This is a genomic window from Paenibacillus spiritus (assembly GCF_008710135.1).
GTDB classification, from domain to species: domain Bacteria; phylum Bacillota; class Bacilli; order Paenibacillales; family Paenibacillaceae; genus Paenibacillus_AQ; species Paenibacillus_AQ glufosinatiresistens.
In genome coordinates this window covers 151,884-177,209 of sequence record NZ_VYKK01000008.1, presented here as the reverse complement: position 1 = coordinate 177,209, position 25,326 = coordinate 151,884, and the positions used below count along the sequence as shown (strand labels likewise).

The following is a 25,326-nucleotide window of genomic DNA, read 5'->3' as shown; positions in this document are numbered from 1 at the left end:
GAAGACAACCCCATCCCGAGAGGAGCTCTTATTCATGAAATTGCTTAAAGCAGCGAAGCTGCAACAAATACTGGCGGTCCTTCTCATGGCCGCTCTGCTTGCTGTTCCGTTCCAGGCGTCGGCCGCCAGCCTGCCTCTGCGGGTCGTGGTGGACGGAGACAAGGTGTACTTCCCGGATGCCCAGCCGTTCATTGATTCCAAGCAGCGGGTCCAGCTTCCGGTACGGTTCGTTACCGAAGCGCTGGGCGCGAAGGTGCTGTGGAACGGCCCGGCCAAGAAGGCGAGCATCCTTCTGAACGGCAAGACGATGGAGGTCTATATCGGCAAGTCGAGCTATACCGTGGACGGGAAGACGAAGCGCATGGACACCGCTGCGGTGTTCAAGCAGTCCCGTACCTTTGTGCCGCTGCGTTTTCTCTATGAAGGGCTCGGCGTCAGCGTCAACTGGGACGATTCCGTCAAGACGGTCTACATCAGCACCAAGAGCGGCGGAAGCGAAGCTGGTGGCGCGCCCGCGCAGCCGTCCGGGGGAACCAAGACCGCCAATGTCCACGGGTTCAAGGTGAACTATGTCGAGATGGGGCCGAATCTGGACCCCGTCTATATTACCGCTTCGCGGATGACCGTCTATGAGAACGATGACTGGAAGGCCGGTCAGGTTCTGCTGCAGCTGACCATCGTGTTCGGCGATGTCGGGTCCGACCCCGTCCAGGGGGCGAAGGATGCCGAGAACGTCCTGAAGCAGAAGGTGGAAGCCGATGTGGTGGCTGCGGTTATGAATTATGCCCGCACGAAGAAGCAGCGGAGCGACATTTTGCCGGACAAGACGTTCCAGTCGAAGGACTACAAAATTCTGGTAGGCTCGCGGGAATACGAAGATGTTGCCATTATTCTGTACCCCCGCTAGAACTTCCGGCAGAGGCTAAACGATATCACGAAGAGGACGGAACCGATGTTGAGGAGAAAATGGATCAAGCGATCGCTGTGCCTGGCGCTGCCGGCCGTAGCGGCGGGCATGCTGTTGTCGGGCGTGTTCTTCCAGGTGAAGGCTGAGGACGGCGTGCCGGAAGATTACCCGAAGACGCCGGCGGAGGTGCGGGCTTACATTAATAACGACATGAAGGAACTGTACGGACTCGCGAATTATTACCCCCAGGAGACTGGCAAGGGGAGGCTTCGCGAGGATCTGCTGAAGAAGCGGATTCAGTCCGGCGACTTCACCTTTGAAATGATCTACGGATCGAGCCACGGAGAACCGCTGGATCACAAGAACAATATGTATCCGTATGCCGGATACAACCTCTACGGCGAGTCCGTATCGGCGGAAGGCGTTCCTTGGTACGCCGGCTGGAGCGGCGTGAAGATTCAGAACTTCGATCTGATCAAGACGCCGTGGAACGACGAGCGGTTGGGCGACCGGGCGAAGCGGAACAAATTCAACCAGTATAAGGACCGGTCGAACAAGTACCTCGCCGATTCGGGCGGCAGCTTTGAACAGTCGATCCTCTACGGACTGAACGAAGCTTACGCCGGAAGGAAATACAGTGAATTCATCTATAACGGCATGAACCGCGAATATGCGGACCGTGTCGTCTATGACGCCAACTCGGCGCCTTCCAAGGGCGGGCAGTGGATCGATTATGTCCAGATTATTCAGCCGCCGACGTACCTGTCCTGGGGGACGGGCCGGATCTTTATCGATCATTCCAGCGGCAGCATCACCTATCTGGACATTCCGATCGCTCCGTTCATTCTTCAGGCGGATGATCTGGCGCCGCACTTCGAGAACCTTCCGTCCGGCGCGCTTGCCGGAGATTCGGTAACGGTCGGCGTCCGTGTCCGTTCCACCTTTGACGGCGAGCGGTCCACCGATTACGACTGGCAGATTACCGACTCGTCCGGCCGGGCGGTTCAGGCCAACTATCGAGGACATGCTTCCTCGGCATCCGGCGACCTGACGATTCCGGGCAACCATGAGCGGATGCTCTACGCGTCCTTTGTCATGCCGGAGGACAGCGTTCGGATCAAGTTCACGGTCAATGCGGACAAGAATCCGAAGGAAGCCCTTTATGCCAACAACACCGTCCAGTCCACGTTGAAGGAGGTCCGGCCTATGGCCGGCGCCAAGCAGAAATATGATCTGGACTACAATGTGCTGTCAAAGGAAATCCGGTTCCCGCTGGCTGACGGCGCCGCCATTCAGGCGGTTCTCATGCTGCCGGGAAGTTCCCGCTGGTCGGGCAACGCCACCGGCGCGCTGAATGTCGGCAACGGAGCGCCCGGCCTGCTGCGGAGCTTCACGGTGCTGAACAATCCGCCGGTGAACGACGCGGCTTCAACAATTACGCGTAGGCCGGTGGTTGAAGCGAAGCTGCTGCGGACGGACTTCGGAGACAATCCGCTCGGAAGAGCCTGGCTGAACCCGGGCAATGCCTATACTCCCCGGACCAAGAGCGGGACCGTGAATTTCTCGGGAGCCGTCTCCAGAGGCTACATCCGTACCTATGAGACCTGCCGAACCGCGACGAATACCCAGGGCAAGTCCGAGCGGGTCTGCACGACCCGCGAAGAGAACGGGACCACGGGCGCTCCGTTCACTCCGGGGCAGGATACCGTATCGGTCCATGCATTTGTCTACAATGGGCGGACGGAGGTTCCGGCCAAAGAGTACGAGGACAAGATCGAGGACAACGACAAGGATGCTCTGCTCAAAAAGCTGCTGTGGACCAGCGAGGCCTATCCGATCCGCACCGTCCGCTGGATGGCGCATGAAGACCAGAACGGCCGGCTGTTCGACTGGACCGACGTGCCGGGACAGTATGAGCGCAGCTTCACGCAGCAAGCCTCCGGCAAGCTGGTCTGGAAGAAGGAGCAGACGATGGAGGCGGCCTACAGCCAGGGACGGGAAGCCGCCCGGCGGATGACCAACAACAAATCGGACTATGACAAGGCCGTGTTCGCCACGGACCGGCAGCTCCAGGGCTACGATTATCCGATCAAATCGGGCTACTATTTTAACCCGGCCGGGGTTTACAGCTTCACGCTGGAGACCGTTACCTACAAGCCGACCGACGCCGATACGAAGGACCACCGCGATCTGGTGAACGCCGTCATCGACTCGTTCCGCTACGAGAGCAATCTGGTCTACATTAACAACAATAAGGAAGCGGTCAATCTGCTGAATGAGCCGCTCGAACGGAACGGCAATACGATTGTGCCGAAGCCGGCTGCCTTGAGCGTGAAGAAGGCCAAAGGCGTCAATGCGCTGCCGCTGATTGTCGTCGAAGACCGTTCGACCGACGATTCCCGCTACACGAAGAAGGCGGAGGAAATCTATCATTCGCAGAACCGGGAGAACCTGGAAGAGACCCACGCCTTCTGGCGGAACATCATGGAGGGGTATGCGGAATCGAGCACCAAGGGCAGCTTTGATGCGTTCAAGTATCGGGAGTTCGTCAAGGACGGCCAGCATATGTATCGAATCACGGAGAAGACGACGGTCAGCATCCGCGTCAATCCGAACAACACGCCGGTCTATACGGATGCCCGCATGGCGGACGGCAGCTACTATGTCAGAGCCTGGATTGCCGACACCGAGCTGTCGGACAGCTCCAATGCCTACAAGAAGCTCGGCAAGCTGGTCGGCGTGAAGCCGCTGGACGAGATCCGGATCAGCGTCAAGGGTTCCATGTATGATGATTTGAACAACTGAGATCTTACGGCAGGGCAGGCGTCCATACTAGCGGGACGCCTGTTCCTGTACGAACCGGCGGATTCGGGATAGAACTCTCGCGATCAGAAAGGAGACAGCGGAGGATGAAGCGAATCGGGACAAGGACGGTGACGATTATAGTGGCGCTGTGGACGGTATTCAGCCTTTTCGGCTGCGGGCTCTCAAGAGAACGCGCGGCTGAGCGCATTCTGAAAGGACTGGAGGCGAAGTACGGAGAACCGTTCACCCTGGACGGCATCGGCGGAAGCTGGGGGACAATGAACAACCATACTCTGAAAGCGATTGTACGGCCCAAGAGCGATCCGAATCTCAAGGTAGCGGTGGAAATGACGAAGGACGGGAAGCAGCTCTTCGACAAGTATTTGAACCAGCGTGTGGCGAAGAACGAGGAGCCGAGAATCCGGGAGCTCGCGCAGCGACTGTGGCCGGCGGCGAGTCTGAGCGTCGCCAACGACACCCGGCTGACGTATCCGAAAGAGCGGGACATCTCGATGTCATTTGCCGAGTTCATGGAGCGGTATCCCACCAACATCCAATTGGTGTCCATTTATCTTGACGCCAGCGGGCACTTGAACGGCGAAGGACGCATCGACTCCGGACAAGAGCTGCCGAAATACCGGGAGTTCGCCGGGCTGCTCAAGGATCAGGGCTATTACCGCACCTCGGTCAACTGGGTGTACCTGACTCCTGAGGCGTATTTGCGTCTGGGCGAAGCCAGAGCCTCAAGCGATACCATCGATCAATACCTGATGAAGCTGGAGGAAGACACCGGCAAGCCCCAGATTCTGGCGGTATCCGGCCTTACGCTGGATGCAGGAGGAACGATAGAGGAGACGGAGCAGGAGATTCTCTCATATTTTGATGCCTGGGAAGAGCAGTCCCCCGGCCGGACGGAATAGGCCGGTTGAACCCTTCGGTCATTTCGGCGAAGTGAGCGAAGGGAGCAGAAGCGTAAGAAGAGCCTGCCGGGAGCAACTCCCGGCAGGCTTGGGGAAGACTAGACTGTGCGCCGGATCGGGCGGGGGAGGCGGACTGCGGGAGCGAATTCATGCTCCAGTACGGTGACCTCATACCGCTCTTCCGGCGTGCGGATCTTCACTTTGTCGCCGGGCCGGCTGAGCAGCAGCGCGCGGCCGACCGGGGACAGGCAGGAGATGCTGCCGCTCTCCAGCGAGCCCCCATCGGGCAGTGCGATGACAAAGCGCTCCTGATCCAGCGTATCCTCGAACCGGATCATCACCCGGGAACCGACCAGAACGACAGAAGGCGGCGTCTCTTCGGCAGCGGCTACAAGCTCTTCCAGGGTCTGTTCGTAGCGGATCAGAAGCTGTTCCATCTCCAGCCTTTCGGGCAGGGCGTATGCTTGCAGCTTCTCCATAAGGGTATAGCGGTTCTCGTCGAAATAGAGAAGCTGGCGAATCCACTCTTCCCGGACAGCAGCGGCGTGAAGGCTATGGCTCATAGTAGGTTACCCCCGCTTTCTCGGTAAGTCTGTTCAGAAGCGCAACGTCTTGTAACTTCTTCATGGATCATTCCTCCTGATATAGATAAATAGGTCCCTGACGGGACCTTGCCTGTATCATAGCACAGAAGGCTGTTTACCGCATTCCGATAGAGGGTTATAAATACAAAGTTTGGTCATCCTGAATGAAGTGAAAGGTGGGGGAAGTATGTGGAGCGCGGCGATGTGGGGCGGTATCTCCGGCTCGGCCGTCCTGCTCGGGGCCTTGCTGGCCCTGTTTCTGGAGATTCCGAAGACAATCATCGGGTTCATTATGGCCTTCGGGACCGGGGTGCTGATCGGCGCCGCGACCTATGAACTGGTGGGCGAATCGGTTCAGTCCGGCGGTCTGGAGCCGACGCTGATCGGGTTCCTGGCGGGCGCGCTGGTGTTCACGGTCCTCGACTGGCTGGTATCGGCCAGAGGGGGAGCGGGGCGCAAGCGCTCCGAAGGAGGCAAGGCGGCAAAAGGCGGAGCCGCCGGAGGCCTGGGCATTTTTATCGGTACGGTGATGGACGCCATTCCGGAGTCAATTATGATCGGCGCCAGCCTGATGTCGGGGGAAGGCGTCAGTCTGCTGCTGGTGATCGCGATCTTCATCAGCAATATTCCCGAAGGACTGTCCAGCACGTTCGGTCTGAAGAAAGGCGGCTATGCCAAAGGCGTTATTATGTTGCTGTGGGTTTCTGTTCTGATCATCTCCGCGCTGTCTTCCCTGGGCGGATATGTCTTCATGGAGCATGCGGGAGAATACACGACAGCGCTGATCGCCAGCTTTGCGGGAGGCGGGATCATCGCCATGGTCGCTTCGACGATGATGCCCGAGGCGTATGAGGAAGGCGGACCGTTTATCGGCCTCATGGCCGCTCTCGGTCTGCTGGCGTCTGTAGTATTGGACCGGCTTTAAACGGCGGAATTTAGGAGGAACAACATGACGATGACAGGCTGGCTCGGCAACCGGGTGATTACGCAGATTGGCATCCTGGTACATGACATTGAACAGGTAAGCGGCGCCTACGCCGAATTCTTCGGAGTAGACAAGCCGCCGATTGCAGAGACGGATTCCCCCGACATGGCAAAGACCCGTTACCGGGGCCAAGAGACGGCGGCCAGAGCCAAGCTGGCTTTCTTCGATATGGGTCCGCTGCAGCTGGAGCTGATTCAGCCGGACAGCGAGCCCAGCACATGGAGGGAATACCTCGACCGGCACGGAGAGGGTCCTCATCATATCGCCTTCGTAATCGAAGGGATGGAGGAGAAGGTGATGCTTCTGGAAGGCCGCGGATTTCCGCTGCAGCAGCGGGGCGAGTACGAGGGCGGCCGGTATGCGTATATGGATACGCTCAAGGATTTGAAGGTCATCATCGAGCTGCTGGAGAACGACAAGCGTTAGACAACATCAGGACCTGCCGTTGCCGGCAGGTCCTGATTCATCCTGCAGACGCGCTGGCCCGACAAGATCCCTGTGGAGTGGATGGCACGGAAGCGGATTGCCGAAGGACTGCCATCTTGGGCCGGGGCGATCAGTCTCCGCCGCCGCCGCCGGAATCGCCGCCGCCGAAATCTCCGCCCCCGCCGCTGTCATGGCCTCCGTGGCTTGATCCGCCGTGCCCGCTGTCCCAGCTTGAACTGCCGTGACTGTGTCCGCCGTTGCTGTGCCCGCCGGAATGGCTGTGCGAGCTTCGGCCGTCGTCATGGTTATTGTCGGAACCGGGGTCCTGCGAATACAGCATCGTGGAGGCCAGGAAGCCGGAGCTGGCGTCATCCCTGCCGCTGTTGCGGGAGGAGGGACCCCGTGGCTTTCGCCCGTTGTCGGCCACAAAAACAACGATTACCAGGACAAGAACTACAATCGCAACTAATCCGACCATCATGTGATTGCTCCTTTGCTTGGGTAGGGGATGGATGAAGCCGTTCAAACAAATTATACCAGATTCGCCGGGGCCTCCGCGAGGAAGATTCGTTGTTTAGGTATTCAAAATCATTGACAACCTCTCTGCCGCTCTACAATTAAAGCGTTTACATTATTGGGGCAGCACCTCAAACCAAATTCAGACAAGGGAGGAAATCGAATGAGCTTGGCGGTTAAGAAGAAAGGAGCGGCGCTGATTGCGTTGCTGGCCATCGCGCTGGTTCTGGCTTCGCTGTCAGGAGCGGGAATGAAGCGGGCGGACGCGGCGCCTGCATTTGCCAAGGGGGCGGACATCAGCTGGGTGGCGGGGCTGGAAGCGCAGGGGTACACCTGGAAGGACAAGAACGGCAAGGTAAGGGACATCTTCGATATTCTCAAGAATGATTATCAGATTAACTCGGCCCGTATCCGGGTATGGGTGAATCCCAATATGAGCGATTACGCCAATGGTTATATGAATGCCGAGAAAGCCGCTGCTCTCGCCAAACGGGCCAAGGCGGCAGGCATGAGCGTCATGCTGACGCTGCATTACAGCGACTCCTGGGCGGACCCCGGGCAGCAGACCAAGCCGTACGCCTGGCAGAGCTTCAATTTTACCCAGCTGATGGATGCGGTCTACAGCCATACGGTCTATGTGATGAACACGATGAAGAACGCGGGCGTCACGCCGGACTGGGTGCAGATCGGCAATGAAACCAACAACGGCATGCTCTGGGAAGACGGCAAAGCGACGGTCAGCATGAAGAATTACGCCTGGCTGGTCAATACCGGCAACAATGCGGTTAAGAGCGTATTCTCCTCGACGAAGACCATTGTTCATATTGCAGGGGGGAATGACAATGCGCTCTTCGTCTGGAATATCGGCGGATTGCTTGCGAACGGCGCCACTTTCGACTATATCGGCATGTCGCTCTATCCTTCGACCTCCGACTGGTCCGCCAAAGTCGATCAGACGATCAGCAACGCGAACGACCTGATCAACCGCTACGGCAAGAGCGTCATGATCTGCGAGATCGGGCTCGATTACAGCCAGCCTGCAATTGCGAAGAATTTCGTCAGCACGATCAAGACCAAGGTGCGCAACATTTCCGGGGGCAAAGGCCTCGGCGTCTTCTATTGGGAACCGGAATCTCCGCCCAATTATAACGGCGGCTACAAGCTCGGCGCCTGGGGAGCGGACGGCAAGCCGACTGCGGCGCTGGAAGGCTTCCTGAACTAAAAATAACGGTTAAACAGGGTTCATCCGGACGGGTCCGGAAGACTGACGCTGCTTCAGGCGAAGAGTCTTCCGGGCTTTTTTTGCATGGGCATTTATTCTGAAATTGACCGGTTATGTTCTGGCAAATCGGCGGCAAATCTGCCGTTTGATGTCAGCTTGTTTTGGTGAAATATAAATATTATGGCTGTTTCTTAGCTGTCAATACCAATCGCCTAAGGGGGAGTTCCGAATGATCAAGCTGCCGCTCGCCGGTGCAAGCCGGGAAGATATACGCCGAGTGAATCTGGAGAAACGCGTTGTACTGAGGGACGGCACGCCGGTAGCCGGCATCGGGCAGGGAACCTGGAATATGGGGGAAGACCGCGCCCGCCGGGAAGAAGAGATTGCTGCGCTGCGGCTTGGCGTGGAACTGGGCATGGACCTGATTGACACCGCCGAAATGTACGGGGAAGGCCGTTCGGAAGAACTGGTCGGCGAAGCGATCCGGGGCATTCGGGACGAGGTGTTCCTGGTATCGAAGGTGCATCCGCAGAATGCGGGCGGCGAACGGCTTGCCGCCAGCTGCGAGAACAGTCTGAAGCGGCTGGGCACAGACCGCCTGGACCTGTATCTTCTGCACTGGCGGGGCGACATTCCGCTGGAAGAGACGGTAGAAGGCATGGAACGGCTGGTTCGCGAGGGTAAAATCGCCCGGTGGGGCGTCTCCAACTTCGATATGGCCGATATGTTGGAACTGGAAGGAATTACGGGCACGGCGTGCGCCGTAAACCAGGTGCTCTACCATCTCGGCTCGCGCGGCATCGAGACGGACCTTATGCCTTGGCAGCGTTCGCGCGGCATTCCGGTCATGGCCTATTCGCCGCTGGCCCAGGCGGGAGCGCTCCGCCGCGGAATGACCGGCAGCGAGGCGGTTCGCCAGGTGGCTTCCAATCACGGCGCGGAGCCGCTGCAGGTGCTGCTGGCCTGGAGCGTCTGCGACGACAATGTCTTTGCCATTCCAAAGGCTTCAACGCCGGACCATGTGCTTCAGAACGCGGCGGCCCGCCTGATTGAGCTGACCGAAGAAGAGCGCGTCCTTCTGGACAACGCCTTCCCGAGACCGGCATGGAAAGTGCCGCTTGATATGATTTAATGACAGCAGAATAGAACCGAAGAAGAAATGGAAAATAAACGAAGAAGCCTCCGTGCGCCCGGCGCACGGAGGCTTCTTCGCAGGTTGCGGGGTCCCTTCAGACCGCCGCTGTCTGGTCCGATGCTTCAGCCCTTGACGGGCACAGGGACGCGGCGATCAGCTTCGCTCAATAATGGTAGCCAGCGTCGTCCGATCCAGTCCCTCGACGAGCTTGACCAGCAGTTCCTTCGCCGCCTCGTAATCATCCGTATGAATGATCGACGAAGAGGTATGGATATAACGGGAACAGATGCCGATGACTGCGGAAGGGACGCCGATGCCGCTCAGATGAACCTGTCCGGCGTCGGTTCCGCCCTGGGATACGAAATACTGGTATTTGACACGGTGCGTGTCGGCGGTATCCTGCACATACTCCAGAAGCCCGCGGTGGGTAATCATGCCGGGGTCGAGAATGCGCAGCAGCGCGCCGCCGCCGAGCTGGCCGAAGGCTCCCTTGTCGCCGTACATATCGGCGGCGGCGCTGGCATCCAGTCCGAAGAAGATGTCGGGCTGCAGAAGGCTGGCCGCCGTCCGGGCGCCGCGCAGACCGACTTCTTCCTGTACCGTCGCTCCCGTAAAGACGATGTTCGGGTGCTTGCGGTCCTTCAGCGCCTGAGCCAGCTCCAGTGCAAGGCCTACGCCGTAGCGGTTGTCCCAGGCCTTGGCCATGATCTTCTTCGGATTCACGAGCGGAGTGAAGGGACATACCGGCACAATCTGCTGGCCGGGCGCAACGCCCGCTTCCTCGGCTTCGCGGCGGCTGTCCGCGCCGATGTCCAGCAGCATTTTGCCGAGATCGCCGGCCTTGTTCCGCTCCTCTGCGCTCAGCAGGTGGATCGGAATGCTGGCGACCACGCCCGGAATCCGGCGCCCGTCCTTCGCTATAATCTCCAGCCGCTGGGCCGACACGGCCGAAGCCAGCCAGCCGCCGAGGGGCTGGAAGCGGATCATGCCGTTATCGGTAATGCCGGTAACCATGAAGCCGACTTCATCGAAGTGGCCGGCGACCATGATTCTGGGTCCGGATTCGTCGCCGCGGAAGACGCCGAAGCAGCTTCCCAGCCGGTCATGGACGAATTCCTCTGTATAGGCGGACATCGCATTCTTGAAATAAGCGCGCAGCTCGCGCTCGAAGCCCGGAGCCGAAGGGAATTCGGTTAAGGTTCTGAATAAGTCGAGAGTTTCCTGATTCATGGGGCAATCGCTCCTTTAAGAGAGTTCGGGTCTGCTGACGGGTCTGCTGAATAGTATGAACCGAATGACGGGGATTGTCTATCCGAAGGAACCGGCATGGCAGCACCCGCAGAGGAGCCGCCGAATACAATGGAGAAGCCGGGCGGGAGGCGCCGCGCGGCCGAGGCAGCGGCTGCCCGGGGAAAGGAAGCGACGGTTCATGGGCAAGAGTGTGAGGGTAGCGGAGTGGAAACGGAGAGAACGCCGCTTAGGCGGGGCGGAGCGCGAAACGGTGCTGATTCTGATCCTGTTCCTGCTGCTGGTTGCCGCGCTGTTGTATTTTACCTGAAGGGGAAAAGACATAAGCGGCGGCATGCCTGCCAACAATAAAGAAAACTTCTTATAGCGGAGGTGTCTTTATTGCCGGCAAATACCAAGGAATCGGGTGTCAAGCTCCGCCTTGACACCCTGACGCCGAAAGAATACCAGAAGATGGCGGACAAGCATGTTCCGTCCCGCCCGGTATTCAAGAACTGCATCCGGGCCTTCCTGTCGGGCGGTCTGATCTGCGTCATCGGACAGGGCATTCAGGAGGCGCTCATGGCGGGATTTGATCTGAGCTCCAAGGAGGCGGCCAGTCCGACGGTTGCGCTGCTGATTCTGATCTCGGTCATTCTGACCTGCTTCGGCGTCTACGACAAGCTGGCGCAGTGGTGCGGCGCAGGGACGGCCGTTCCGGTAACCGGCTTCGCCAACAGCATGTGCTCGGCGGCGCTGGAGCACCGCTCGGAAGGCATCGTGCTCGGCATGGCCGCCAATATGTTCAAGCTGGCCGGCTCGGTTATCGTCTTCGGTACGGTTGCCGCGTTTATTGTCGGCATCATTTATATTTTTCTCGGCCACGGGGGTGGGCATTTGTGAAGCAGCTTGGCAAGCAGACCTGGGAATTCACCACCCGTCCCGCCATTGTGGGCGCTGCGGCGGTTACCGGACCGGAAGAGAAGGAAGGCCCGCTTGGGGCCGATATGGACTTCAGCTTCGATTCGCTCGATATGGACGAGAAGAGCTGGGAGAAGGCGGAGCGCAAGCTGTTCGAGAAGGCCTCCCGGCTCGCGCTGGTTCATTCGGGTCTGGAAGAGAAGGAGCTGGAATTCTTCGTCGGCGGAGATCTTATGAACCAGATCATCAGCACGACCTTTGCGGCCAGAAGGCTCGGCGTTCCGTATCTCGGAACATTCGGAGCCTGCTCTACTTCAATGGAGAGTCTGGCGGTCGCCTCGATGATAGTGGATTCCGGCGGCGGCAAATATGCGCTGGCGGGAACCTCCAGCCATAACTGTACGGTCGAGAAGCAGTTCCGCTACCCGACCGAGTACGGCTCCCAGAAGCCTCCGACGGCGCAGTATACCGTTACCGGTTCGGGCTGCGCGGTGGTCGGCTTCAACGACGGCAGCCGGCAGGGGCCGTTCGTGGCCAGAGCCACCATCGGACGCGTGATGGATATGGGCCTGAAAGACCCCTTCAATATGGGGGCGGCGATGGCGCCGGCGGCGGCGGATACCTTGACCGCCCACTTCCGGGATACGGGCCTGTCGCCCGATTACTATGATCTGATTGTTACCGGAGACCTTGCCTCCATCGGACTGCCGATTGCCCGGGAGCTGCTGGCCAAGGAGGGCATTCCGATGGAGAAGACCGAGTTCGGCGACTGCGGGCTTATGATCTATGACCGGGAGAAGCAGAAATATGTCATTGCCGGAGGGAGCGGCTGCGGCTGCTCGGCCGTGGTTACATACGGCCACATTCTGAAGCGCATGCGCCGGGGCGAGCTGAACCGGGTGCTGGTGGCCGCGACGGGAGCGCTGCTGTCGCCTCTGTCCTATCAGCAGGGCGAGTCCATTCCCTGCATTGCCCATGCCGTGGCGCTGGAGAACGGAGGTGGCAAGGCATGATTTATCTCTGGGCTTTTATCGTCGGCGGACTGATCTGCGTCATCGGCCAGCTGATGTTCGATGTGCTGAAGCTGACGCCTGCGCATACGATGAGTACGCTTGTCGTCATCGGGGCGGCCGCAGACGCGTTCGGCCTGTACGACCCGCTCGTGAAGTTTGCGGGCGCGGGCGCATCGGTTCCGATCACGAGCTTCGGCAATTCGCTTGTGCACGGCGCGCTGACCGAGCTGCAGCGGGACGGCTGGCTCGGCGTCGTCACCGGCATCTTCGACATTACGAGCGCCGGTATTTCGGCGGCGATCGTCTTCTCGTTCCTGGCCGCCCTGATTGTGCGGCCGAAAGGATGAACAGGCAAGCCGGGGCCAGCGCCCCGGCTTTTTTTGGCGCACCGGAAGACAATGCTTGGGGTAAGGAAAAATCAGCAGGAATATGCGGGCGTTTTGGCCAGGCGAATGTACTTTCGCCCCTCCTTTCATGTAAAATAGTAGGCATACTGTCATATCGACATAGGAGGTACATGCCAATATGCCACTGCGTCCCGAGTCCACGGCAATCGCAAGCTCCATACGCGCCAATCTCGAATCCTGCATTCTCGGAAAATCGTTTGAAATACAGCTTCTGCTTACTGCCCTCCTGGCGGGGGGCCATATCCTGATCGAGGATGTTCCCGGCACCGGCAAGACCCAGCTCATCCGGGCGCTCGCGCGCTCCATGTCCGGCGATTACCGGCGCATCCAGTGCAACCCGGATATCCTCCCGAGCGATATTACCGGCGTGTCGGTCTACCATCCGCGCGACGAGATGTTCCATTTCCGGCCGGGTCCCGTAATGACCAACATTCTGCTCGCCGACGAGATCAACCGGGCGACGACGAAGACCCAGTCCGCTCTGCTGGAGGTTATGGAAGAACGGAACGTGACCGTCGACGGCGAGACTTACGAACTGCCGCATCCGTTCATGCTGTGCGCGACGCAGAACCCGATTGACTTCGAGGGAACCTATACGCTGCCGGAGGCGCAGCTTGACCGGTTCATGCTGAGAATCAGCCTGGGCTATCCCGACGCCGAGACGGAGCGGAATCTGCTGCTGACCCATCAGCAGGGCCAGCCGGTCGATACGCTCCAGCCGGTTACGGGCATGGAGGAGATTGCTTTCATCCAGCAGGAGGTCCGCGATATTTATATCAGCGAGCCGGTCCTGGACTATCTTCTCGACATCGTCCGTCAGACCCGTGAGCATCCTTTGGTGCTGCTTGGAGCGAGCCCGCGAGCGGCGCTGTCGTTCATGATGGCCTGCAAGGCGTACGCGCTCCTTCAGGACCGCGACTATGTGCTGCCCGACGATGTGAAGACGCTGACGCCTTATGTGCTGGGTCACCGTATTCTGCTGCGTCCCGAATCGCGGCTGGACGGTACCGACGCCGGCGCGCTGCTGGACAAGCTGCTGCAGACGGTGCGCGTGCCGGTCTCGATGAGGAAGTAACATGCGGTCCTTACTGGCCAAGGCGGCGGCCTCTGTTCAGCCTGCCAAACTGGCCGCCATGCTGGCGGTCTGGGTTGTCACTCTGCTGTACGTCCTGTTTCAGGGCGGCAAAAATTCGGTCATGCTCTTCACCATGGCCACGATCCTCATTCTGTACTTGCTGACCGGCGGCCTGCTGGGCGTCCGCCGGGCCAAGGGCGTCCGCACCCTGCTGTCGGCGGGCGACAGCCCCGAGCCGCTGGCTGCCGGCGGCTATCTTCAGGTCCGGCTCCGGCTGAACGTCCCCGGCATTCTGCCGCTGCCCTATCTTGTTGTCCGGGAGATGCTGAAGAAGCATAACGGGGAGAGCTGGAAGTTCGAAGACAGCCTCATCCCCGATTACCGGGGACGCAGCGAGCTCCGCTTCCAGACGCCGCCGCTCGAGCGCGGCATCTACACTTTTCAGGCGACGGAGATTGGAAGCATTGATGTATTCGGGCTGGTGGAGCACAAGGGATCTTTCCTCGCGGAGGGCCGCTTCCGGGTGCTGCCGCGGACCGTCTACCTGCCCCGCTGGAATCTGTACGAGCGCTCTTCGCGCCGTTCGGGCTTGCAGACGTCCCTGGCGCAGTCGCGGCGCGAATCGGTGCAGATCAACGGGGTCCGGGACTATGTCTACGGCGACCGGCTGAGCCGGATTCACTGGAATGCCACCGCGAGGACCGGGGCCTGGAAATCCAAGGAGTTCGAGCATGAATCTGTGCCGCGGACGATGGTCGTCCTGGACGGGACGGCTCGCGTGTACTCCAATTCGGCCCAGTTCGAGCTGGCTGTATCGGCAGCGGCGTCGCTGCTCGGCTTCGGCCTGCGCGAGCGGATCGGAGTCGGACTGTGCGCGATCGACCGGGAGATCCGCTTCTTCGCGCCTGCCGAAGGCGCGGCGGACCGCCGCCATATGACGCATGCGCTGATTGACCTGAATGCGGAAGGCAGCGGACGCCTGCTGGAGAAGCTGGAGAAGAGCAAGCAGCTCTTCCCCCGTGGCTGCCATTTCGTGTTCGTCAGTCCGCAGAGTGGAGGGGCTGCGCTTGAAGTGCTGCGCTGGGCGGAGAACCGGGGGATGATGCCGGTCCATCTGCATGTCCGCAACCCGGCTTCACCCGGCCGCTATGCCGAATGGGCAGGCACGCTGGATTCCTGCGGAATGGCCGGTTATTCGGTCGCTGCGCTTGAAGAGCTGCCGGCCGCCCTGGAAGGGAGAGAAGCAAGATGAGAATCTGGCGCAATCCCTTGAAAGACTGGTCCCGCGCTTTGGCTGTTCTCTGGCTTGTCATCTTCGCCATGCAGTGGATTTCCGTCACGGAATCTTACTGGCTGCAGCAGACAACCGACGCTGTGAGGACCGCGCTGCTCGCTGCCGCATTGCTGGAGATTCTGCTGCCGCTGGCCGCGCCGCTGCGGCTGGCGGCGGTTATCGCCGCAAGCCTCTATACGACGTTCCGCGCCATCAACGACTACGGCTTATACCTGCCGTTCCCCGGAGCTCCGCCCTTGGAGAAAGCCAGGGATCTGGTGTCGCAGATGGAGCCGTACCTGTGGTTCGCGCTCGGAGCGGCAATTCTGCTTCTTCTCCTGTCCCGGTCGGTATCGGGGCGGATTCGAATTCTGCTGTTCCTTGGGCTGAATCTGGCGGCGCTGGCGGCGCTGGATTCCTTCACGGTGTCGGAACTCTGGCAGGAGACGGCCTGGTCGGTGTTCGCCGGATTGGGCTGGCTCGTTACGGACCATCTTGCGAGCTTCCGCAAGCGCTATCCGCACAGCTGGAGCTATATGCTGGAATATCCGTTCAAGATTATCGCCAATCTGGTGGTCGTCTTCTCGCTCATCCTGCTGGCCGGAGTATCCGTTCCCAGCGTCAGACCGACGCTGACCGATCCGTATACCGCCTGGACGCATTGGCAGGGGGAAGGCGGGGGCAGCGGGGCCTCGCAGTCGGAGAGCGCGGGGAAGGCCGCAGCCAAGACCGGGGGAACCGGCTCCGCGAATACGACCTCGGGCTACAGCAACAATGATACGCGGCTCGGCGGAGGCTTCGCCTATGACTATTCGCCCGTTATGACGGTCGTGTCGGATACGCGAATCTACATGCGGGGCGAGACCCGTGCGGTCTACTCGGGCAAAGGATGGACGGACGGCAACCGCCAGGAGCGGGGAGCGCTCGAGGAGGCCGAGGCGGAGCGCGAGCTGGCCAACAGCTTCACCCCGTCGGTCCCCGTCAAGAAGGTTCGTTATTCCGTCCGGATGCTCAACAGCAACCGGTATCCCGTCATCTTCGGCGCTTACTCTATCTCGCGGATCGAATCCATGGAAGACGGCGGACAAATGCCGTCGTTGTCGTGGCGTCCGCGCGACGGGGAATTGATCGTCAATAATCCGAAGGCTTCGCCGTATCCGCGTTCCTACATTCTGACTTCCGAAATCCCGATCGTCCCGATCCGGGAGCTGGAGACGGCTACCTATGAAGAACTCTACGGGGGACGCGACGTTCCCGAACTCTTCCTTCAGCTCCCCGACTCGTTCCCGGAGCGAGTGCGGGAGCTGGCTCGGAAGGTGACGGCCGAAGAGGAGACGCCGTATGAAAAGGCGCGCGCTCTGCAACAATATCTACAGCAATCGTTTCCTTATACGAATGAGCCGAACCTGTCGCTCAAGAAGAGCCGGGATTTCGTAGACGGCTTTCTGTTCGAGGTTCAGTCGGGCTACTGCGATTATTATTCCACGGCAATGGTAACGATGGCCCGGTCGCTGAACATTCCGGCCCGCTGGGTCAAAGGCTATGCACCGGGCTCCCAGGCATCGCTGCCGGACAACCTGGAGATGCGCGGTGCCGCGAACAACAGCTATACCATTACCAACGCGGACGCCCACTCCTGGGCCGAGCTGTATTTCGGCGAGTACGGCTGGCTTCCGATCGAGGCGACACCGGGCTTCAACGCGCCGCTTCTGACCGAGAAAGAAAAGACGCCGGCCGGAGAGGAACCGAAGCCGTCGGAGACACCGGCCGCCAATCCGGCAGGCCCAACGCAGACGGATGATTCGGGCTTCCTGAACGGCGCTGGTCCCTGGCTGATCGGCGCAGCAATCTGCGTGCTCGCCCTCTGGGGAGGCTTCCTGCTCTGGAACAGCCGGATGACGCTTCGTTTCCTGCTTGACCGGCTTCGCCGCGGCCGGCCGCTGACGCCGGACGAGAAGGTTCTGGCTGAGACGGAACGCTGGCTCGCCTTCATGAAGCGGCGGGGCTTTGGCCGCGGCTCTCACGAGACACTCCGGGAGACGGTCGCCCGCTGGAGCGGTGAGAAGCCGGCCGTATCCGCTCCGCTGGAACAGCTGCTGGCCTGGTTCGAGAAGGCCCGGTACAGCCCCGAAATTATAGAAGACAAAGACTGGCAAGCCGTGTATACTGAGGTTTTGCGGCTGCGCAAATTGGTGAAGGCCGGGAGGTGAAGTCATGTTTGAAAGACTGGTTCCGAAGCTGAGGGTAAATACCGTCTTTGATATTGATCTGGAAGGTCTGTATGCGAAGGGATACCGGGGAATCATTACGGACCTGGACAACACGCTGGTCGGCGCCAAAGCGCCTCTGGCAACGCCGGAGCTGGTGCTCTGGTTCGAGAAAGTCAAATCGATCGGCTTCAAGCTGGTCATTGTATCCAACAATAATATGCAGCGGGTATCCAAGTTCGCGACTCCCCTGAACATTGAATTTGTACATGAAGCCCGCAAGCCGAGCAACGCGCCTTTCCGCAAGGCGATGAAGCTGATGGATCTGGCGCCTGAGCAGACCATTGTCGTGGGCGACCAGATGCTCACCGACGTCTACGGCGGCAACCGTCTGGGGCTGTATACCGTACTGGTTCTGCCGATCTCCGCCGCCGATGAAGGCATCGGCACGCGGATCAACCGCCGGGTAGAACGAATTGCCTTGACCCGGCTCCGCAAACAAGGATTGTGGCATGAGGAGGAAGAACGGAAATGAATGAAGGAAAAGAAGAGGCCCGTCCGCCGCGCTGCAGCGGCTGCGGCGCCCTTTTGCAGACAGAAGACCCGGGGCGCACGGGCTATGTGCCGGAAGCGGCGCTGTCCCGGGAACCGGTGATCTGTCAGCGGTGCTTCCGCATCAAAAACTACAACGAGGCTTCGACGGTCTCGCTGGATCAGGACGAGTTCCTCCGCCTGCTGTCGGGCATCGGCGAAAAAGACGCGCTGGTTATCCACATTGTGGACCTGTTCGACTTCGAGGGCAGTCTGATCAGCGGGCTGCAGCGGTTTGTCGGCAGCAATCCGGTCATTCTGGCCGTGAACAAATGCGATCTGCTGCCGAAGGTGACGAACTGGAACCGGCTGCGCAACTGGGTGCAGCAGCGGGCCAAGGAGCTGGGACTGCGCACGGCCGAGATTATTCTGTGCAGTGCGAAGCGCAATCAGGGCTTCGACCGGCTGCTGGACACGGTATCGGCGCTGCGCGGCTCGCGCGACGTCTATGTGGTCGGAGCAACTAATGTCGGCAAGTCGACGCTGATCAACCGGCTGATCTCCGACTACAGCGATCTGGAGCAGGAATTGACCGTCTCCCGCTATCCGGGGACGACGCTCGGCACGGTCAGCATTCCGCTGGACGACGGACATTTTATCGTGGATACGCCGGGGATCGTCTACCCTTGGCGGTACAGCGAACTGGTTGACCGCCGGGATCTGGATGCGGTCATGCCGTCGCAGCCGCTGAAGCCGGCTTCGTATCAGCTGAACGAAGGCCAGACGCTGTTCTTCGGCGCTCTGGGCCGGTTCGATTTCGTGCAGGGGCCGCATCAGTCGTTCACCTGCCATATCAGCGGCAGTCTGAAGATTCACCGGACGAAGCTGGAGCGGGCCGATTCGCTCTACGCCGAGCACCGGGGCGGGCTGCTCACGCCTCCCCAGGGCGAGGCTGCGGCCAAGCTGCCGGAATGGCAAAGGCACGAATTCCGCATTCCCAAGGGGAGCCGCAGCGATGTCTTTATCTCCGGCCTCGGCTGGATCAAGGTGAATTCGCAGGAAGGGGCGGTAGTGGCCGTCCATGTGCCCAAGGGCATCAAGGTGCTGGTGCGCCCTTCCCTGATCTGAGGGCGGAAGGAGGATGAGCCATATGAACGCTGAAGCCATTGCCCCGAAGGCGGAAGGCTATCTGCTGCTCGGGGTTATCGGCTGCCCGGTGGCGCAGTCGAAATCGCCGCTCATGCACGGCGCTGCGCTGAAGGAGATGGGGCTAGAGGGAAGCTATGTTCCGCTTCATGTGGAGCCGGAGCGGCTTGGAGAGACCATCGCCGCCATGCGGACCCTTGGCTTCCGGGGATTCAATGTCACGATTCCGCACAAGCTTGCCATTATGGATTATCTGGACGATGTGGACGAGCGGGCGCGGGAGATTGGAGCGGTCAATACGGTGCTGAACGAGGGCGGCCGCCTCAAGGGATACAATACGGACGGCATCGGCTATGTCCGGTCGCTGAAAGCGGAGGCGGCGCCCGAGCTGGCCGGCAAGCGGGCCGTCGTCATCGGAGCCGGAGGGGCAGCCCGCGGTATTGTCGATGCGCTTCTGCGGGAGAATCCGGCCTCGGTCACGATTGTCAACCGCGATGCCGCCAAGGCGGCGTCGCTCGCGGATGCAATGGCAAGCCGGGGAAGAGTGGCGGCTCTCGGAACGGACAAGCTTCAGGAGGCGGCTTCCGCTGCCGATATTCTCATTAATACGACTTCCGTCGGGATGTATCCCCAAGAGTCGGCGACTCCGATTCCGGCGGAATGGATTCCTGGCGGCATTGTCGTCAGCGATCTGATCTATAATCCGCTGGAGACCCGGATGCTCCGGGAGGCGGCGCAGCGCGGCTGCACGGTTCACGGCGGCCTTGGAATGTTCGTCTACCAGGGAGCTTACGCGCTGGAATACTGGACGGGACGCCCGGCGCCCGCCGGGGTTATGCGGGAAGCGCTTCTGCGGAATTTCGGGTAATACGAATTTAGAGGACTACGAAGGAGCACAACTATGTTAACAGGCAAGCAAACCAGATATCTGCGCGGTCTCGCGCACCATCTCGATCCGGTCTTCCAGATCGGCAAAGGCGGGCTGAACGACCATCTCGTCCGCCATGTCGAGGAAGCCATCGAGAAACGGGAACTTCTGAAAGTAAGCGTATTGAACAACTGCGGTGAAGATGCCAAGGAATTGGGGCCGGAGCTGGCGAAGCAGGCCGGCGCCGAACTCGTGCAGGTGATCGGCAAGACGATTATTCTCTACAAGGAATCCCGGGATAACAAGACGATTGAACTTCCCCGCTGAGTAGCCCAGGGGAGGACGGGAGCTTGCCGGATGTCTGATTATACAGGCGGGAGATGATGACATGAAGGTCGGTATTATGGGCGGCGCGTTCGATCCCATCCATGTCGGGCATCTGCTGGCGGCCGAGACGGCGCGGGAGGCGTGCGGACTGGATGAAGTCTGGTTCATGCCTTCCCATGTTCCGCCCCACAAACAGGCCTCCGGCGTCTCCGGAGAGGAGCGGCTGGCGCTGGTGGAAGCGGCGGTGAAATCCCATCCCGCCTTCCGCAGCCTCGATCTGGAACTTCGCAAAGGCGGCGTCTCCTATACGATTGAGACGGTCCGCCTGCTGCAGGAGCGGCATCCCGATGTGGCGTTTTATTTTATTATCGGAGCCGATATGGTCGCTTATCTGCCGAAGTGGAAGGAGATCGGGGAGCTGGCGCGCCGGCTTCGGTTCATCGGTGTGGCAAGGCCGGGAACGCCCCTCGATCTTGACGCGCTGCCGCCGGAGATCGCAGGCAGCGTAACCGTCGCCGATATGCCCCAGATGGATATCTCGTCCACGGCTATACGCAGACGGGCGGCGGAAGGCCGGTCCATCCGCTATCTGGTGCCGGATGCGGTTCATGATTTGGTGAGCAGGAGGGGATTATATGGAGTACAACCGTAGGGAATTGATGCAGTCCGTGTCTGCCCAGATGCCGGAGAAGCGCTGGCAGCATACGCTCGGAGTCATGTCTTCCGCAGCGGAGCTGGCGCACCGGTATGGAGGCGACCCGGACAAGGCGGAGCTGGCGGCGATTCTGCACGATGTCGCCAAATACTGGCCGGTGGAGCGGCAGCGCGCCGTAATCGAAGAGAATGGGCTGAACAAGGAGCTGCTGCTCTATGACAAGCAGCTGTGGCATGCCGAAGTCGGCGCTTTCGTCGCGGAGCATGAATACGGCGTAACCGACCGGGAAGTGCTGGATGCGGTTCGCTACCATACCTCGGGGCGCCAGCAAATGACCCTGCTGGACCGGATCGTCTGTCTTGCCGACTATATCGAGCCGGGGCGGGACTTTCCGGGCGTGGACCGCATCCGCGAGCTCTCGATGAAGAGCCTTGAAGAAGGGCTGATTGCCGGACTTGACTCGACCATCAGCCTGCTGATCGCCAAGCGCCGGATTATATTTCCGCTGACGGTGCTGGCACGAAATGATCTAGTGCGAAAATTGGAGGGAACGGAATGACCATTACATCCGAAGAGCTGCTGCGCAAGACGCTGACGGCTGTGGAAGACAAGAAAGCGATGAATGTTGTCGCGCTCGATCTGCGCGGCGTGTCGCTGATCACCGATTACTTTATTATTTGCCACGGCAACTCCGATACCCAGGTGCAGGCCATCGCCGCCGAGGTCCGCAAGGTGGCCCAGGAAGCGGGGGCCGCGATCAAAGGCATCGAAGGCATGGATGCGGCCCGCTGGGTACTGATGGATCTGGGCGACGTGGTGGTTCATGTCTTCCACCGCGACGAACGCGAATACTACAATATTGAGCGCCTCTGGTCCGACGCCAAGGTCGTGACGCCGGTATGAGTCTGATTGCCGGAACGACCGTTACTCTGGATGTGGCGCGCGAAGTGTCGCCTTACGGGTATTTTCTGAGCGCGGGCGACCAGGATGTGCTGCTTCACTATACGGAACTCACCGGGAAGATCAAGCCCGGAGACAAAGTGGAGGTCTTCCTGTTCTTTGATACGGAAGACCGGCTGGCCGCCACCATGAAGAAGCCGTATCTCCAGCTTGGCGAGATGGCGCTTCTGGAAGTAGCGGATATCCATCCGCGTCTGGGCTGCTTTCTCGAGATGGGCCTTGGCCGCCAGCTCCTGCTGCCGATTCGCGAACTTCCGGACCTGAAGGAGCTCCATCCTAAGGTTGGAGACAAGGTATTCGTGATGATGGAGCATGACAAGCAGGGACGGCTGCGGGCCAAGCTGGCCGGCGAACCGGAGCTGGCTCCTCTGGCCTTCCCCGCTCCGGCGTCCTGGAGAGGCCAATGGATGAAGGCTCGGGTGTACAAGCCTCTTCAGATGGGCACCTTCGTGCTGATCGAGGGCGGCGTGCTCGGCTTCGGCGTCATCGGCATGATTCATGCTTCCGAACGGCCGCGCCTGCTTCGTCTCGGCGAGGAATTCGAAGCCCGGGTCTCGCATATCCGCGAAGACGGCCGGGTAAATCTGTCGATGGCCCAGCGGAAGGAAGTCGGGCGGGATCTGGATTCCGAGCGGCTGCTGACCTTCCTGAAGGAACGGCCGGGCGGCGCAATGCCGTATTCCGATGCGACGCCGCCGGACATTATCAAGCAGCGCTTCGGCATCAGCAAGTCGGCCTTCAAGCGGGCGTTGGGCAAGCTGATGAAGGAAGGGCTGGTTACCCAGAAGGAGAACTGGACCTATCTGGCCAAGCCGGAAGAAGAATCGGGCGAGCCGTCATGAATGCCTACGGCAAATTCGCCTATGTCTACGATGAACTGATGGCCGACATGCCGTATGCGCGCTGGCTGGCCTTCGCCGAGGAGGCGTGGGAGCGCTTCGGCCGCCGTCCGGGATCGGTGGCCGAGCTGGGATGCGGAACCGGCAGTATTGCCATTCCGCTCTCCGAGCGCGGATATGAGGTGACAGGCATTGATCTGTCCTCCGACATGCTGGCGGTGGCGCAGCAGAAGCTGGAGGAGCGTCCGGGAGGACTGCGGCGTCTTCGAGAAGGCGGCGTGCGCTGGGTTCAGCAGGATATGACGGAATGGGAACTCGGCGAACCGGTGGATGCCGTGATCTCGTTCTGCGATTGTCTGAACTATGTGCTGGACGAGCAGGACGTGGAGGCCGTCTTCGCCCGTACGTACGAAGGACTTGCTCCGGGAGGGCTGTTTCTGTTCGATGTGCATCATCCGCACACGCTGGTGCGCTACGACGAGGAGCAGCCTTTTATCTATGATGAGGAACGGATCTCTTACATCTGGACCTGCGAACTGGATGTTCCCCGCCGCGAGATCGAGCATCGTCTGTCGATCTTTGTCCGCGAAGAGGGTGACCGGTACCGCCGCTTCGAGGAGATTCATGTGCAGCGGGCGTATGAACCGGAGTGGATCGTCGCAGCACTCGCGCGGGCAGGCTTCACCGGAATCGAAAAGGTTGCCGACTTCGAATGGCTGCCTGCCGGAGACGATGCGGAGCGGCTGTTCTTCGCTGCCGTCAAGCCGGAGTAAGGAAGCGGGCAGGAAATCGCCCGACAACGAGTCTGCCGACAGGCATTGATTCGGGATGACCTCACTCAATAACTGGTTAACAAGCCAAAGGGCCGCCCCTCCGGGGACGGCCCTTTGTGTTGTCTTCCCATCCTTACCGGTGCTCGACGAGATCAATGGCCCCGAGCACGATATGGGCCAGCCCGAACCCAAGCACGCCGGTGGCGGCGAGCTTGTATTTGCTGCCCAGAAAGGCGGCGCTTCCTGCAGAGACGACGGTTCCAAGCACAGCGGGAATCAGACCTTCACGCATTGGAGACACACTCCTTCTCATAGTTTGGGAGACAAGTTCTAGTGTCTGCCGGAGAAGGCGTTCTTATGCATGTACGGCTCGGATCACTCTACGCCCGCTTCGGTCAAAGAAGAACGTCCCGCCGCTTGTTCGACATCATGGACGTTATACAGTACACGGGCCAGCAGATCCTGGCTGTAGTTGCCGAAATGCTTGCCGTAGATCGTCAGTCCGCGCTTGTTGACCGATTTGTCCGACACCGCGAGCCGGAAGGTCAGCTCGCTCTTGTAATCCAGCTTGATGTCGCCTAGCGTTACATCCGAGATCCGGCAGCCGTCAATGAAGCTTCCTTCATTGTTGATCCGGATCAGCTTCAGCATGCCGTACTGATTGAGATGCGGCGGCCACCAATCGGGATTGAAGGTTCCTCTCGCATCGCCGAAATCGCCGGGACTGGTCCAGTACCCGATCTCAATGCCGTTCAGGTAGAAATAAATATCGGACGGATAGTTGTCGGCGAAGCCCGGGGCTTCCGAGCCGAGTTCCATGGAGAATTGGATTTCGCGGAAGGTCTGGTTGGCCTTCAGATAATTCGGAATCCGGTATTCCAGGAAGCCCTCCGCCATCCAGATAATCTCCGAGTCAATCCGTTGCGGATCGGCAAAATAACGCGGCTCATCGAAATCGCCGATAATGCTGTCCTTGGTAGCCAGCCCGCAGGTCGGCACGGCCTGATAGTTGCTGTAATGCCCGACCTGAATCTCCACTTCGTACAGATTGTCGGTTTCTTTGCTGCGCAGGTCGACCAGCAGCTTGTCTTTGTTCAAATAACAGATCTTCTGGATGCCGTGTTTGCCGACCGACGTGTTGATCTCGATCAGGCCGCTCTCTTCGAGCTTCTTGATGTGCATCGTGATGGCGCCGTTGCTGAGATTAAGCCTCTTGGCAATTTCATTGAGGTTCAGGGCCTGGTTGGCGGCCAGCATTTCGAGGATTTGAATCCGGATTTCGGAGCTGAGCGCTTTGAAAATGTCGATCCCGCTCATCAGATCTTTAATATAGATCATGGATGGATACCTTCTCCCAGTGACTTTGTGAAAAGAGGAATAATGTTGTTTTAAACAATTATAAACTTATGTACAGAAAAAGGAAAGCTTTATTACCCATCACCCCACAATAAAGTAAGTTTTAATCTTTTCTGTGGATAAACATGATTATATTTTATATAAATATGTAGTAAAAGGTCGAAAATCGAGTCAATAACAAACGTATTTCTGCTTTACAGAGGCTTTTCCTAGTTAAATTCAAATAAAACTAAAATGTTTTATATATT

Annotated in this window: 28 protein-coding genes; 23 read left to right on the top strand and 5 right to left on the bottom strand. The window is 59.5% G+C overall.

Annotated features, from left to right (window positions below):
• Nucleotides 1-34: 34 nt before the first annotated feature.
• The 3 genes from F4V43_RS08240 (at nt 35) to F4V43_RS08230 (ending at nt 4,632) form a co-directional block, all read left to right on the top strand.
• On the top strand, nt 35-907 hold the full coding sequence (locus F4V43_RS08240) for a copper amine oxidase N-terminal domain-containing protein (RefSeq protein ID WP_150457759.1): 873 nt from the start codon (nt 35-37) through the stop codon (nt 905-907).
• Between the two features lie 45 nt (nt 908-952).
• Nucleotides 953-3,712 carry a hypothetical protein gene (locus F4V43_RS08235; protein ID WP_150457758.1) on the top strand — a complete coding sequence of 920 codons (2,760 nt, stop codon included), beginning with the start codon at nt 953-955 and terminating at the stop codon, nt 3,710-3,712.
• Nucleotides 3,713-3,816: 104 nt separating this feature from the next.
• Nucleotides 3,817-4,632: a hypothetical protein gene (locus tag F4V43_RS08230; protein ID WP_150457757.1), complete on the top strand. Its 816-nt coding sequence runs from the start codon at nt 3,817-3,819 to the stop codon at nt 4,630-4,632.
• Between the two features lie 98 nt (nt 4,633-4,730).
• Here F4V43_RS08230 and F4V43_RS08225 read toward each other — a convergent pair whose 3' ends face one another.
• Nucleotides 4,731-5,195, bottom strand: a complete 465-nt coding sequence (locus F4V43_RS08225) for a GreA/GreB family elongation factor (protein ID WP_150457756.1) — start codon at nt 5,193-5,195, stop codon at nt 4,731-4,733.
• Nucleotides 5,196-5,403: 208 nt separating this feature from the next.
• Here F4V43_RS08225 and F4V43_RS08220 point away from each other — a divergent pair, with 208 nt between their 5' ends.
• Both F4V43_RS08220 and F4V43_RS08215 read left to right on the top strand, forming a co-directional pair.
• The gene (locus tag F4V43_RS08220; protein WP_150457755.1) at nt 5,404-6,141 is read left to right on the top strand and encodes a ZIP family metal transporter; all 738 of its coding nucleotides are present in this window, start codon (nt 5,404-5,406) and stop codon (nt 6,139-6,141) included.
• Nucleotides 6,142-6,171: 30 nt separating this feature from the next.
• On the top strand, nt 6,172-6,627 hold the full coding sequence (locus tag F4V43_RS08215; RefSeq protein WP_150457837.1) for a VOC family protein: 456 nt from the start codon (nt 6,172-6,174) through the stop codon (nt 6,625-6,627).
• Nucleotides 6,628-6,757: 130 nt separating this feature from the next.
• Here the strand turns inward: F4V43_RS08215 and F4V43_RS08210 are convergent, their stop codons facing one another.
• Complete coding sequence (locus F4V43_RS08210) at nt 6,758-7,108, bottom strand: hypothetical protein (protein ID WP_150457754.1); 351 nt, start codon at nt 7,106-7,108, stop codon at nt 6,758-6,760.
• A 198-nt stretch (nt 7,109-7,306) separates the two neighbouring features.
• On the opposite strand from F4V43_RS08210, the gene F4V43_RS08205 reads away from it, so the two are divergent.
• Nucleotides 7,307-8,365 (top strand): arabinogalactan endo-beta-1,4-galactanase, encoded by a 1,059-nt coding sequence (locus F4V43_RS08205; protein ID WP_150457753.1) that lies wholly within the window; start codon nt 7,307-7,309, stop codon nt 8,363-8,365.
• 229 nt (nt 8,366-8,594) lie between these two features.
• On the top strand, nt 8,595-9,497 hold the full coding sequence (locus F4V43_RS08200) for an aldo/keto reductase (RefSeq protein ID WP_150457752.1): 903 nt from the start codon (nt 8,595-8,597) through the stop codon (nt 9,495-9,497).
• 156 nt (nt 9,498-9,653) lie between these two features.
• Here the strand turns inward: F4V43_RS08200 and F4V43_RS08195 are convergent, their stop codons facing one another.
• The gene (locus F4V43_RS08195; protein WP_150457751.1) at nt 9,654-10,730 is read right to left on the bottom strand and encodes a M42 family metallopeptidase; all 1,077 of its coding nucleotides are present in this window, start codon (nt 10,728-10,730) and stop codon (nt 9,654-9,656) included.
• Between the two features lie 199 nt (nt 10,731-10,929).
• On the opposite strand from F4V43_RS08195, the gene F4V43_RS19975 reads away from it, so the two are divergent.
• From F4V43_RS19975 to F4V43_RS08120, 16 genes are all read left to right on the top strand, one after another.
• Nucleotides 10,930-11,058, top strand: a complete 129-nt coding sequence (locus F4V43_RS19975) for a hypothetical protein (protein WP_263406097.1) — start codon at nt 10,930-10,932, stop codon at nt 11,056-11,058.
• Nucleotides 11,059-11,177: 119 nt separating this feature from the next.
• Nucleotides 11,178-11,630, top strand: coding sequence for a stage V sporulation protein AC (gene spoVAC, locus F4V43_RS08190; protein ID WP_408638336.1), 453 nt, complete (start codon nt 11,178-11,180; stop codon nt 11,628-11,630).
• Nucleotides 11,627-12,661, top strand: a complete 1,035-nt coding sequence (gene spoVAD / locus F4V43_RS08185; RefSeq protein ID WP_150457750.1) for a stage V sporulation protein AD — start codon at nt 11,627-11,629, stop codon at nt 12,659-12,661. The genes spoVAC and spoVAD overlap by 4 nt, the downstream gene beginning before the upstream one ends.
• Entirely contained in the window at nt 12,658-13,008 is a 351-nt protein-coding gene (spoVAE, locus tag F4V43_RS08180; protein WP_150457749.1) for a stage V sporulation protein AE, read from the top strand. Before spoVAD ends, spoVAE begins: the two co-directional genes overlap by 4 nt.
• Before the next feature lie 178 nt (nt 13,009-13,186).
• Nucleotides 13,187-14,143 carry an AAA family ATPase gene (locus F4V43_RS08175; protein ID WP_150457748.1) on the top strand — a complete coding sequence of 319 codons (957 nt, stop codon included), beginning with the start codon at nt 13,187-13,189 and terminating at the stop codon, nt 14,141-14,143.
• A gap of 1 nt (nt 14,144) precedes the next feature.
• Entirely contained in the window at nt 14,145-15,395 is a 1,251-nt protein-coding gene (locus tag F4V43_RS08170) for a DUF58 domain-containing protein (RefSeq protein WP_150457747.1), read from the top strand.
• Complete coding sequence (locus F4V43_RS08165; RefSeq protein ID WP_150457746.1) at nt 15,392-17,626, top strand: DUF4129 domain-containing transglutaminase family protein; 2,235 nt, start codon at nt 15,392-15,394, stop codon at nt 17,624-17,626. Before F4V43_RS08170 ends, F4V43_RS08165 begins: the two co-directional genes overlap by 4 nt.
• Before the next feature lie 4 nt (nt 17,627-17,630).
• Nucleotides 17,631-18,158, top strand: coding sequence for a YqeG family HAD IIIA-type phosphatase (locus tag F4V43_RS08160; RefSeq protein WP_150457745.1), 528 nt, complete (start codon nt 17,631-17,633; stop codon nt 18,156-18,158).
• Entirely contained in the window at nt 18,155-19,282 is a 1,128-nt protein-coding gene (yqeH, locus tag F4V43_RS08155; RefSeq protein WP_150457744.1) for a ribosome biogenesis GTPase YqeH, read from the top strand. The genes F4V43_RS08160 and yqeH overlap by 4 nt, the downstream gene beginning before the upstream one ends.
• Before the next feature lie 22 nt (nt 19,283-19,304).
• Nucleotides 19,305-20,168: a shikimate dehydrogenase gene (locus F4V43_RS08150; RefSeq protein ID WP_150457743.1), complete on the top strand. Its 864-nt coding sequence runs from the start codon at nt 19,305-19,307 to the stop codon at nt 20,166-20,168.
• Between the two features lie 33 nt (nt 20,169-20,201).
• Nucleotides 20,202-20,495, top strand: a complete 294-nt coding sequence (gene yhbY, locus F4V43_RS08145; RefSeq protein ID WP_150457742.1) for a ribosome assembly RNA-binding protein YhbY — start codon at nt 20,202-20,204, stop codon at nt 20,493-20,495.
• Nucleotides 20,496-20,556: 61 nt separating this feature from the next.
• The gene (nadD, locus tag F4V43_RS08140) at nt 20,557-21,147 is read left to right on the top strand and encodes a nicotinate-nucleotide adenylyltransferase (RefSeq protein ID WP_150457741.1); all 591 of its coding nucleotides are present in this window, start codon (nt 20,557-20,559) and stop codon (nt 21,145-21,147) included.
• The gene (gene yqeK, locus F4V43_RS08135; protein ID WP_150457740.1) at nt 21,131-21,709 is read left to right on the top strand and encodes a bis(5'-nucleosyl)-tetraphosphatase (symmetrical) YqeK; all 579 of its coding nucleotides are present in this window, start codon (nt 21,131-21,133) and stop codon (nt 21,707-21,709) included. The genes nadD and yqeK overlap by 17 nt, the downstream gene beginning before the upstream one ends.
• On the top strand, nt 21,706-22,053 hold the full coding sequence (rsfS, locus tag F4V43_RS08130; RefSeq protein WP_150457739.1) for a ribosome silencing factor: 348 nt from the start codon (nt 21,706-21,708) through the stop codon (nt 22,051-22,053). The genes yqeK and rsfS overlap by 4 nt, the downstream gene beginning before the upstream one ends.
• Complete coding sequence (locus F4V43_RS08125) at nt 22,050-22,952, top strand: S1 RNA-binding domain-containing protein (protein ID WP_150457738.1); 903 nt, start codon at nt 22,050-22,052, stop codon at nt 22,950-22,952. The genes rsfS and F4V43_RS08125 overlap by 4 nt, the downstream gene beginning before the upstream one ends.
• A complete protein-coding gene (locus tag F4V43_RS08120; RefSeq protein WP_150457737.1) occupies nt 22,949-23,722 on the top strand; it encodes a class I SAM-dependent DNA methyltransferase in 774 nt (257 codons plus the stop codon). The genes F4V43_RS08125 and F4V43_RS08120 overlap by 4 nt, the downstream gene beginning before the upstream one ends.
• Before the next feature lie 133 nt (nt 23,723-23,855).
• Here F4V43_RS08120 and F4V43_RS08115 read toward each other — a convergent pair whose 3' ends face one another.
• Nucleotides 23,856-24,014: an asparagine synthase gene (locus F4V43_RS08115; protein WP_150457736.1), complete on the bottom strand. Its 159-nt coding sequence runs from the start codon at nt 24,012-24,014 to the stop codon at nt 23,856-23,858.
• Nucleotides 24,015-24,097: 83 nt separating this feature from the next.
• Nucleotides 24,098-25,060 carry an ArsR/SmtB family transcription factor gene (locus tag F4V43_RS08110; RefSeq protein WP_150457735.1) on the bottom strand — a complete coding sequence of 321 codons (963 nt, stop codon included), beginning with the start codon at nt 25,058-25,060 and terminating at the stop codon, nt 24,098-24,100.
• Nucleotides 25,061-25,326 lie beyond the last annotated feature (266 nt).

What these genes read in the sequence shown, in the direction of transcription:
- F4V43_RS08240 (WP_150457759.1), top strand. Translation starts at nt 35, where the DNA reads ATGAAATTGCTTAAAGCAGCGAAGCTGCAACAAATACTGGCGGTCCTT.
- F4V43_RS08235 (WP_150457758.1), top strand. Translation starts at nt 953, where the DNA reads ATGTTGAGGAGAAAATGGATCAAGCGATCGCTGTGCCTGGCGCTGCCG.
- F4V43_RS08230 (WP_150457757.1), top strand. Translation starts at nt 3,817, where the DNA reads ATGAAGCGAATCGGGACAAGGACGGTGACGATTATAGTGGCGCTGTGG.
- F4V43_RS08225 (WP_150457756.1), bottom strand. Translation starts at nt 5,195, where the DNA reads ATGAGCCATAGCCTTCACGCCGCTGCTGTCCGGGAAGAGTGGATTCGC.
- F4V43_RS08220 (WP_150457755.1), top strand. Translation starts at nt 5,404, where the DNA reads ATGTGGAGCGCGGCGATGTGGGGCGGTATCTCCGGCTCGGCCGTCCTG.
- F4V43_RS08215 (WP_150457837.1), top strand. Translation starts at nt 6,172, where the DNA reads ATGACAGGCTGGCTCGGCAACCGGGTGATTACGCAGATTGGCATCCTG.
- F4V43_RS08210 (WP_150457754.1), bottom strand. Translation starts at nt 7,108, where the DNA reads ATGATGGTCGGATTAGTTGCGATTGTAGTTCTTGTCCTGGTAATCGTT.
- F4V43_RS08205 (WP_150457753.1), top strand. Translation starts at nt 7,307, where the DNA reads ATGAGCTTGGCGGTTAAGAAGAAAGGAGCGGCGCTGATTGCGTTGCTG.
- F4V43_RS08200 (WP_150457752.1), top strand. Translation starts at nt 8,595, where the DNA reads ATGATCAAGCTGCCGCTCGCCGGTGCAAGCCGGGAAGATATACGCCGA.
- F4V43_RS08195 (WP_150457751.1), bottom strand. Translation starts at nt 10,730, where the DNA reads ATGAATCAGGAAACTCTCGACTTATTCAGAACCTTAACCGAATTCCCT.
- F4V43_RS19975 (WP_263406097.1), top strand. Translation starts at nt 10,930, where the DNA reads ATGGGCAAGAGTGTGAGGGTAGCGGAGTGGAAACGGAGAGAACGCCGC.
- spoVAE (WP_150457749.1), top strand. Translation starts at nt 12,658, where the DNA reads ATGATTTATCTCTGGGCTTTTATCGTCGGCGGACTGATCTGCGTCATC.
- F4V43_RS08175 (WP_150457748.1), top strand. Translation starts at nt 13,187, where the DNA reads ATGCCACTGCGTCCCGAGTCCACGGCAATCGCAAGCTCCATACGCGCC.
- F4V43_RS08170 (WP_150457747.1), top strand. Translation starts at nt 14,145, where the DNA reads ATGCGGTCCTTACTGGCCAAGGCGGCGGCCTCTGTTCAGCCTGCCAAA.
- F4V43_RS08165 (WP_150457746.1), top strand. Translation starts at nt 15,392, where the DNA reads ATGAGAATCTGGCGCAATCCCTTGAAAGACTGGTCCCGCGCTTTGGCT.
- F4V43_RS08160 (WP_150457745.1), top strand. Translation starts at nt 17,631, where the DNA reads ATGTTTGAAAGACTGGTTCCGAAGCTGAGGGTAAATACCGTCTTTGAT.
- yqeH (WP_150457744.1), top strand. Translation starts at nt 18,155, where the DNA reads ATGAATGAAGGAAAAGAAGAGGCCCGTCCGCCGCGCTGCAGCGGCTGC.
- F4V43_RS08150 (WP_150457743.1), top strand. Translation starts at nt 19,305, where the DNA reads ATGAACGCTGAAGCCATTGCCCCGAAGGCGGAAGGCTATCTGCTGCTC.
- yhbY (WP_150457742.1), top strand. Translation starts at nt 20,202, where the DNA reads ATGTTAACAGGCAAGCAAACCAGATATCTGCGCGGTCTCGCGCACCAT.
- nadD (WP_150457741.1), top strand. Translation starts at nt 20,557, where the DNA reads ATGAAGGTCGGTATTATGGGCGGCGCGTTCGATCCCATCCATGTCGGG.
- yqeK (WP_150457740.1), top strand. Translation starts at nt 21,131, where the DNA reads ATGGAGTACAACCGTAGGGAATTGATGCAGTCCGTGTCTGCCCAGATG.
- rsfS (WP_150457739.1), top strand. Translation starts at nt 21,706, where the DNA reads ATGACCATTACATCCGAAGAGCTGCTGCGCAAGACGCTGACGGCTGTG.
- F4V43_RS08125 (WP_150457738.1), top strand. Translation starts at nt 22,050, where the DNA reads ATGAGTCTGATTGCCGGAACGACCGTTACTCTGGATGTGGCGCGCGAA.
- F4V43_RS08120 (WP_150457737.1), top strand. Translation starts at nt 22,949, where the DNA reads ATGAATGCCTACGGCAAATTCGCCTATGTCTACGATGAACTGATGGCC.
- F4V43_RS08115 (WP_150457736.1), bottom strand. Translation starts at nt 24,014, where the DNA reads ATGCGTGAAGGTCTGATTCCCGCTGTGCTTGGAACCGTCGTCTCTGCA.
- F4V43_RS08110 (WP_150457735.1), bottom strand. Translation starts at nt 25,060, where the DNA reads ATGATCTATATTAAAGATCTGATGAGCGGGATCGACATTTTCAAAGCG.